Source organism: Pseudarthrobacter phenanthrenivorans, assembly GCF_036455295.1.
GTDB classification, from domain to species: domain Bacteria; phylum Actinomycetota; class Actinomycetes; order Actinomycetales; family Micrococcaceae; genus Arthrobacter; species Arthrobacter phenanthrenivorans_C.
Genome location: NZ_JAYXNX010000007.1, coordinates 236,331 through 244,924 on the forward strand (window position 1 = coordinate 236,331; position 8,594 = coordinate 244,924).

5 protein-coding genes are annotated in these 8,594 nt (G+C 67.5%); all 5 read right to left on the bottom strand.

Annotated features, from left to right (window positions below; translation table 11 throughout):
* Window positions 1-37: 37 nt before the first annotated feature.
* The gene (gene treZ / locus VXJ37_RS11705) at window positions 38-1,804 is read right to left on the bottom strand and encodes a malto-oligosyltrehalose trehalohydrolase (RefSeq protein ID WP_331323198.1); all 1,767 of its coding nucleotides are present in this window, start codon (window positions 1,802-1,804) and stop codon (window positions 38-40) included.
* The gene (gene treY / locus VXJ37_RS11710) at window positions 1,801-4,128 is read right to left on the bottom strand and encodes a malto-oligosyltrehalose synthase (protein ID WP_331323199.1); all 2,328 of its coding nucleotides are present in this window, start codon (window positions 4,126-4,128) and stop codon (window positions 1,801-1,803) included. The genes treZ and treY overlap by 4 nt, the downstream gene beginning before the upstream one ends.
* Entirely contained in the window at window positions 4,125-6,383 is a 2,259-nt protein-coding gene (gene glgX / locus VXJ37_RS11715) for a glycogen debranching protein GlgX (protein WP_331323200.1), read from the bottom strand. The genes treY and glgX overlap by 4 nt, the downstream gene beginning before the upstream one ends.
* A gap of 69 nt (window positions 6,384-6,452) precedes the next feature.
* On the bottom strand, window positions 6,453-8,048 hold the full coding sequence (locus VXJ37_RS11720; protein ID WP_331323201.1) for an NAD(P)H-hydrate dehydratase: 1,596 nt from the start codon (window positions 8,046-8,048) through the stop codon (window positions 6,453-6,455).
* Window positions 8,049-8,063: 15 nt separating this feature from the next.
* A complete protein-coding gene (locus VXJ37_RS11725) occupies window positions 8,064-8,411 on the bottom strand; it encodes a holo-ACP synthase (protein WP_141942574.1) in 348 nt (115 codons plus the stop codon).
* Window positions 8,412-8,594 lie beyond the last annotated feature (183 nt).

Below are 8,594 nucleotides of genomic sequence, written 5' to 3' on the forward strand. Positions count from 1 at the left end.
CGTGCCGCGGGCGAGGCCCGCGGCACAACTTCCAGGTTCAGGACTTGAGGATCGCGGCACTCCACGGCGCGAGGTCAAGCGAACCGTCGTCCAGCCCGGTCCCTTCGTCGGTTGCGAGGAGGACTGTGCCTGCGCCGTCCACCCGGACCTTGGAGTCCGAGGCGTTGACCACCACCTCGACGGCTCCGCGCCGGAAACGCAGCCAGCCGGCGTCGTCGTCGAACGAAACCTCTGTCTCACCGAAACCGAGGGAAGCCAGTTCCGGATTCCCGCGGCGCAGCGCCGTGAGCGACCGGTACAGCTCAAGGAGCCGCGCGTCGTCGCCTGTGGCGGCCTCGTCCCAGTCCAGTTTGGACCGGCGGAAGGTTTCCGGGTCCTGGGGATCGGGGACGACGGCGGGATCCCACCCCATGCGCTCGAATTCCTTGATGCGCCCTTCCGCGGTGGCCTTTCCAAGCTCCGGTTCGGGGTGCGAGGTGAAGAACTGCCACGGCGTGGAAGCCCCGTATTCCTCACCCATGAACAGCATGGGCGTGAACGGGGAGGTCAGCGTGAGGACGGCGGCCACGGCCAACTGCCCGTAAGACAGGGACTGCGAGAGCCTGTCCCCCGTGGCCCGGTTGCCGATCTGGTCGTGGTTCTGGTTGCAGACCACCAGCGCTGCCGGGTGCACTAGGGAGGCGTTGATGGGACGGCCGTGGTGCCGGCCGCGGAAGCTGGAGTAGCTGCCGTCGTGCAGGAATCCGTCCTTCAGCACCTTGGCCAGCACGGACAGCGACTCGAAGTCCGAGTAGTAGCCGGTGGTTTCGCCGCTGACGCTCACGTGGACCGCGTGGTGGAAGTCGTCGCTCCACTGCCCGGCCAGGCCGTACCCGTTCGCATCCCGGGGGTAGATCAGGCGCGGGTTGTTGAGGTCTGATTCGGCGATGAGGGTCTTGGGCAGCCCGGTTTCGGCCGAGATGGCGTCGCCCAGAGCGCCCAGGTCCTCAAGGATGTGCACGGCACGCTCGTCGCGCAGCGCGTGCACGGCGTCGAGCCGGAGCGCGTCCACGTGGTAGTCCCGCAGCCACAGGGCCGCGTTGTCCAGGATGTATTCCCGGACCACGTCGGAGCCGGGCCCGTCGAGGTTGACTGAGTCGCCCCAGGTGTTGGCGTCGCCCTGCTTCAGGTACGGGCCGAACCTGGGCAGGTAGTTCCCGCTGGGCCCCAGGTGGTTGTACACCACGTCCTGGATGACGCCCAGCCCTGCGGCATGGGCGGCATCCACGAACCGCTGGTACGCGGCCGGTCCGCCATAACCCTCGTGGACTGCATACCACTGGACGCCGTCGTAGCCCCAGTTGTGGGTGCCGTTGAAGCCGTTGACCGGCAGCAGTTCCACGAAGTCGATGCCGAGGTCCGCCAGGTAGCCCAGTTTGTCCACGGCCGCGTCCAGCGTTCCTTCGGGTGTGAAGGTGCCAACGTGGAGTTCGTAGATCACCGACCCCTGCAGGTCCTTGCCGCGCCAGGCCGAGTCCTGCCAGGCGTGGGCGGCGGGATCGTAGGTGCGGGACTGTTCGTGGACACCGGCGGGGAGGCGGCGGGACCGGGGATCCGGGATGGGGTTGGTGTCCCCGTCCAGCAGGTAGCCGTAGTCCACCTCGCCCTCGCCCGGGGCGTCCGGAGCCGTCCACCAGCCCTGGGTGCCAGGCGCCGTTTCCTTCGTCCGCATGGGGTACTGCCGGCCGTTGGCCAGCAGCACCACTGACTTGGCGTCCGGCGCCCACACATCGAAGCGTTCTGGTCCAACGTTGGCCACGGTCATGCCTTTTCTCCGTCCACAGGTACCAGCAGGGCCACCGGGTAGGTACCCAGGACCTCCGCCACCGAAACCCGGCCGGGTCCGTGGCTGGTTCCGGTGAGTTCGTCGCGCATGGCAGTGGAAAGGTCGACGGCGGTGTCCCGCCAGCCGCCCGCTGCTTCCAGTCCGGCGGGGAGCCGGGTGGCAAGCGTGAGGGCACCGGAAGTGGCGTCGGTTCCGCGGGTGAATGCGAGCAGGTGGTCAGCGGCGGCGCCGGTGGCCGTCACGGGCGAGTACCCCTGGAACAGTTCCGGCCGGTCCCGCCGCAGGCGCAGGGCCCGCGAGGTGACCAGCAGCTTGCTGGTTTCCGTGCCCGCGTCAGGCAATGTGCCGGCGTCGAGCTTTTCCAGCGCTGCCTGCCGCGCAGTGAAGTCTACGGGCCGGCGGTTGTCCGGGTCGGTGAGTGACCGTTCCCAGAACTCGCTGCCCTGGTACACGTCCGGTACGCCCGGCATGGTCAGCTGGACCAGCTTTGCCGAGACCGAGTTGGCGGCGGAGGCGGCATCGATGCGGGCCACGAAGTCCTCGACCACCTTGGCCACCCTGGTGTCGTCGAACACGGCGTCGACGGCTGCCGTCACCTTGGACTCGAAGTCCTCGTTGGGGTCGGTCCACTTGGTGGAGTTGCCGGCCTCCCGGGCCGCCTTTTCCGCATAACCCTGCAGCCGTTCCCGGCTTGCAGGCCACGCACCAACGATTGCCTGCCACAGCAGGTTCTCGTAGGGGCCATCCGGAATCGGTGCCAGGCCCCGGAGCGTTTCCAGGGTTTTGGCCCACTCCTCCGGCAGTTCGGCGATGACCGAGATCCGGGCCCGGGCATCCTCGCTGCGCTTGGTGTCGTGGGTGGACAGGGTGGTCATGGACAGCGGCAGGTCCTGCTGGCGGCGCTGCATGCGCCGGTGGAATTCCTCCGGCGCCACTGCGAACTCGGTGGGTTCGGCGCCCACCTCGGTCAGGGTGCCCAGCCGGGTGTAGCGGTAGAACGCGGTGTCTTCCACGCCCTTGGCCATGACCATGCCGGAGGTCTGCTGGAACCGGATTGCGATGGGGTTGGCAGGGTCCAGCAGGAGCGGAAGGAGGGTTCCCACCGCTACTTCCAGGTCGGGCCGGTGAGCGGCGGCGGACTCGCACGCTTCCTTGAGGACGTCGGCGCCCACCGGCAGGTAGGACCGGTAGACCGGGAAGGAGGCAATGATCTCCGCGATCGCGTCGGCTGCCTGGTCCACCGTGATCCCGTGGGATTCCGGGACAAGCCGTGCCAGCCGCAGTACCTCGGAGCGCAGGATGCCATCGGCGATCATGCGCTTGGTGCCGCGGATCATCTCCGCGTAGTCGGCCGGCGCAGGGGTACCCCGCAGCGAAGCGTCCAGGGCGTCCAGGGCCTGCTGTCCCGCCGGGTCGACGAAGACCCGGTCGACATTGGCCAGCGCGTCGTAACCGGTGGTGCCTTCGCAGGCAAAGTCCTGCGGAAGCACCTCGCCCGGCTCCAGGATTTTCTCCACCAGGACGTAGGCGCCTCCGCTGAGGTCCTTGAGCCACCGGAGGTAGCCGGCGGGGTCGGCCAGGCCGTCCGGGTGGTCCACGCGGAGACCGTCCACCAGGCCCTGGGTGAACCAGCGGCCCACCTCGGCATGGGCCTTTTCGAAGACTGAGGGTTCCTCCACCCGGATGCCGGCGAGGGTGGTGACCGCGAAGAAGCGCCGGTAGTTCAGTTCGGCATCTGCGCGGCGCCAGTCCATCAGCTGGTAGTGCTGCCGGCTGTGCACGTCCTGCGGGGAGTCACCCTCGCTGTACGTGCCTTCGGCCAGCGGGAACCGGTGGTCGTAGTAACGCAGTTCGCCGTCCTTGACCTCCAGCTTGTCCAGGTCGGCGTCGCTGCCCAGCATGGGGAGCCGTACCTTTCCGCCGCCCAGGTCCCAGTCGACGTCGAACGCTTCCGCGTACGGCGACTCGCGGCCCTCCTTGAGCAGCGACCACCACCAGGGGTTCTGCACCGGCGTGGCAACACCCACATGGTTGGGAACGATGTCCACCAGCACGCCCATGCCGTGTTCGCGGGCTGCCTTTGAGAGGGCCAGCAGGCCTTCGGGGCCGCCGCGGTCAGGGTCCACGGCGGAAGGATCGGTCACGTCGTAGCCGTGGTCCGAGCCTTTCTCCGCCGTGAGGATGGGCGACAGGTACACCCAGTCCACGCCCAGGTCCTTCAGGTAGGGGACCTGTTCAGCGGCGTCGAAGAGGGTGAAACTGCTGCGGATCTGCAAACGGTATGTGGAGACCGGAGTCCTCATGCTTTGGCTTTCTTGTCGGCGCCCGTTGCCCTTGCCTCGCTCGCTTCCGCGGCCTTGGTCTGGGCCTCCGCCATCTCCTCCTGGGCTTCCTCGTGCTCAGCCATGGAGGCCAGCGACGCGGCTGCGGAGGTGTCCACCTCAGCTTCGGGGCCGGAGTAGGCGCGCAGCACCACCATGGACTTCGCGTCCAGCGTCAGCGTGGCGCCGGCCTTGAGGGGTTCGTAGGCGTCGGCCTGGGCGGCGGTGTCGATCAGGACCTCCCAGTACTGCGAGTACTCGTCGGACGGGACGCAGAAGTCCACCTCGTCGTCATGGGCGTTGAAGGCCATGAGGAAACTGTCGTCGGTGATCCGGCGGCCGCGGGAGTCCTGTTCCTGGATGCCGTCGCCGTTGTAGAACACGCCGATGGTCCGGCCGAATCCGCTGCCCCAGTCCTCGGGCAGCATTTCCGTGCCGTCAGTCTTGAGCCAGACGATGTCGGGCAGCTTCTCGCCTTCGCCACGGCGCACGGGGCGGCCGTCGAAGAAGCGGCTGCGGCGGAACGTGGGGTGGTCGTGACGGAGCTTGTTGACGAATGCCGTGAACTCGACCAGTGGCTGGTCCATGGCTTCCCAGTGCACCCAGCTCAGCTCGGAATCCTGGCAGTAGGTGTTGTTGTTGCCCTGCTGCGTGCGGCCCAGTTCGTCGCCGTGAAGCAGCATGGGGACGCCCTGCGAGAGCAGCAGCGTGGCAATGAAGTTCCGCTGCTGGCGGGCACGGAGGGTCAGCACCTTCTCGTCGTCGGTGTCTCCCTCCACGCCGCAGTTCCAGGAGCGGTTGTGGGATTCGCCGTCGTTGTTGCCTTCGCCGTTGGCATCGTTGTGCTTCTCGTTGTAGGAGACGAGGTCCCGCATGGTGAAGCCGTCGTGCGCGGTGACGAAGTTGATCGAGGCCACCGGGCGGCGGGCGGAGCTTTCGTAGAGGTCAGCCGAGCCGGTGAGCCGGGACGCGAACTCGCCCAGGGTGGAGGGCTCGCCGCGCCAGAAGTCGCGGACGGTGTCGCGGTACTTGCCGTTCCATTCCGTCCATTGCGGCGGGAAGTTGCCCACCTGGTAGCCGCCGGGACCAACGTCCCAAGGCTCTGCGATGAGCTTTACCTGCGAAACGATGGGGTCCTGCTGAATGAGTTCGAAGAAGGTGGAGAGCTTGTCCACGTCGTAGAACTCGCGGGCCAGGGTGGAGGCGAGGTCGAAGCGGAAACCGTCCACGTGCATTTCCGTGACCCAGTAGCGCAGGGAATCCATCAGCAGCTGCAGGGAGTGGGGGTGGCGGACGTTCAGCGAGTTGCCGGTGCCGGTGTAGTCCATGTAGTGCTTGAGGTCGTTGTCCACCAGCCGGTAGTAGGCCTGGTTGTCGATGCCCTTGAAGGACAGCGTGGGGCCCAGGTGGTTGCCTTCGGCGGTGTGGTTGTAGACGACGTCGAGGATCACTTCGATGCCGGCCCGGTGCAGGTCGCGGACCATGGCCTTGAATTCCTGGACTTGGTGTCCCACGTCGCCTGTGGAGCTGTAGGTGTTCTGCGGGGCGAAGAACCCGATGGTGTTGTAGCCCCAGTAGTTGTTGAGGCCCTTCTCCACGAGGGTGCCGTCGTTGACGAACTGATGCACGGGCATGAGCTCGATGGCCGTGACGCCGAGCTTCTTCATGTGCTCGATGACGGCAGGGTGTGCCACGCCGGCGTACGTGCCGCGCTGCTCTTCGGGGATTTCCGGGTGCAGCTCGGTGAGGCCCTTGACGTGCGCTTCGTAGATCACGGACTCGTGGTACGGGATCTTCAGCTGGCGGTCACCGTCCCACTCGAAGAACGGGTTGATGACCACGCCGTGCATGGTGTGCGGCCCGGAGTCTGCATCGTTGCGGGAATCGGGGTCGCCGAATTCGTAGGAGAAAAGCGCCGGGTCCCAGTCAATCTGGCCTTGGATGGCCTTGGCGTACGGGTCCATCAGGAGCTTGTTGGGGTTGAAGCGGTTCCCGCCGGCGGGATCGTAGGGTCCGTGGACGCGGTAGCCGTACTTCTGGCCCGGCTGGATGTGCGGCAGGTAGCAGTGCCACACGTAGCCGTCCACTTCGGTCAGTTCGATCCGGGTTTCGGTCAAGTCGTCGGCCAGGAGGCAGAGATCAACCCGCTCCGCCCGTTCGCTGAACAAGGCGAAATTAGTGCCGGTGCCGTCAAAGGTAGCTCCCAGCGGGTAGGCATTTCCAGGCCAGACTTCCATCGTGCTCCTCATTTATTGGTCAGCAGCAGACGGCATCGGAACGCCCCTGCTGCTGGTGCGAACTAATGCCTACCGTAGTGGTTGGCTGTGACTATTACGTTTCCAGGCTCCATAGTTACTAAGCATGCTGACTTTACCCCAGATTTCGGGTACGGCATCCGCAATTCCGCCAGCGGCGATCGGGCCGCCGGACGCTGCCTCCGATGCCGCCTTCCCTGCCCGGCCGTGCAACGCCGCTCCCAGCGCGGCGATGGCGGCCCACCGGCTGTCCCCTTCAATCCCCAGATCCCGGAAGCGGCCGACGTCGGCCCCGGCCTGGGCGAGCAGCGCACCGATGACCCCGGCCAGAACGTCCCCGCTGCCGGCGGTGGCGAGCCAGGGTGTGCCGTCCGCCTGGCTGAAGGTGGTGCCCCAGGGTGCAGCCACGAGGGTGGTGGCGCCTTTGAGCAGGACGGTGGCCCCGGTGCGTCCGGCGGCCTGGCGGACAGCGGCGAGTGTGCCGGCTTCCACCGCCTTCCTGTCCTCCCCGTGGCCCAGCCGCTGGAACAGCGATGCCAGCTCACCGGCGTGCGGGGTGAGCACCACATGCGGGGCGAGCATGGCAGGCAGCGCAGGCAGCGCGCCGGCGTCGGCCACGACGGGAAGGTCTGATGCGATGGCGTCGCGGGCGCGGGTCAACTGTTCGTGGTCGTGCGGGCCCATGCCCGAGCCCACCAGCCAGGCCTGCACGCGGTTCTCCGCAACGGTTCCGGTGCTGCAGACCACCTCGGGACAGTACTGGCGGACCAGGTCGGCCACCGACGGCGGACCAAGATACCGGACCATGCCCACCCCGGCCGCCAGCGCACCCCGGCAGGCGAGGACTGCAGCCCCCGGGTAGTCCTCCGACCCTGCCACCACGCCCAGCACACCGCGTGAGTACTTCTGGGCGCGCCGGGAGGGCTGCGGCAGGAGCCGGGCCATGTCGGCCTCCTCCAGCCGGCGCAGGGAGGGCTCCGGCAGGTGCCCTTCGATGCCGATCTCCACGACCAGAACGCGGCCAGCATAATCGGCGCCGGGGTCGGCCAGCAGGCCGGTCTTCGCTCCCCCGAACGTCACGGTGATATCGGCCGGCAGGACGGGACCGGCAACTTCGCCGGTGTCCGCGTCGATGCCGCTGGGAAGGTCGCAGGCCACCAGCAGGCCGTGGCGGTGTTCAGCATCCCGTGTGGCAGTGATGGCGTCGATCAGGTCCGCGGCACTCCCCCGCAGGCCGCCCTTCGCGCCGGTTCCCAGGATGGCATCGATGACGGCGTCGGCCCGGGCGGCTTCGACGGCGAGCGCCGGAAGCTCTGCTTCGGTAAGCCGGTGCACCCGGCCGCCTGCCCTCTCAAATGCCGCCAGACCGTCGGGGTGGGCGGCGTCCCCGGTGAGGACCGCCGTCGTCCGCATCCCGCGGGCGGCGAGGAAGGCGCCTGCGTACAGCCCGTCCCCGCCGTTGTTGCCCTTGCCCACCAGCACCACCACGCGGGAACCGTTGAGGCGCGAGCCGCGGGACTGCAATTCATTGACGACGGCGGTGGCCAGCCCGTGCGCGGCGCGCTGCATCAGCACGTCCCCCAGGCCGTCGGCCAGGAGGGGTTCTTCGGCTGCGCGGACCTGCGTTCCGGTGTACGCGGTGATCATGCGGCGGCCGCCGGATCAGCCTTCGGCCAGGACCGTGGCGGTGGCGATGCCGCCGTCGTGGCTGATGGACAGGTGCCAGCGCTTCACGCCCTTGGCCTCCGCAACTGCCAGGACGGTGCCTTTCACCTGGACGGTGGGCCCGTTCTGGTCCAGCCCGATCCAGCAGTCCTGCCAGTTCATGCCTGCCGGCGCACCGAGGACCTTCGCTACGGCTTCCTTGGCGGCGAACCGGGCAGCCAGGGAACGGGTGTTCAGGTCCCGTTCCGCCGGCACGAACAGCCGATCCCTCAGGCCCGGCGTGCGCTCCAGCTGGCGGCCAAACCGCTCGATGTCTACTACGTCTACCCCAATGCCAACGATCATGCGGTTCATTCTACGGTGGAGGTCCCGTCCCGCAGCCCTTCCGCGCCCCCGTTTGGGGCGGATACTGGCGTTGTCCGCCGTCAGCGCAAAGGGGTTGTTTTTGGGCCGGCAGTGTTAACGCAGGAAGCCCCGGACCGTAATGAACTGCTCCCCGAAAGTTGGACTGAAAATTCAGTTTCGACT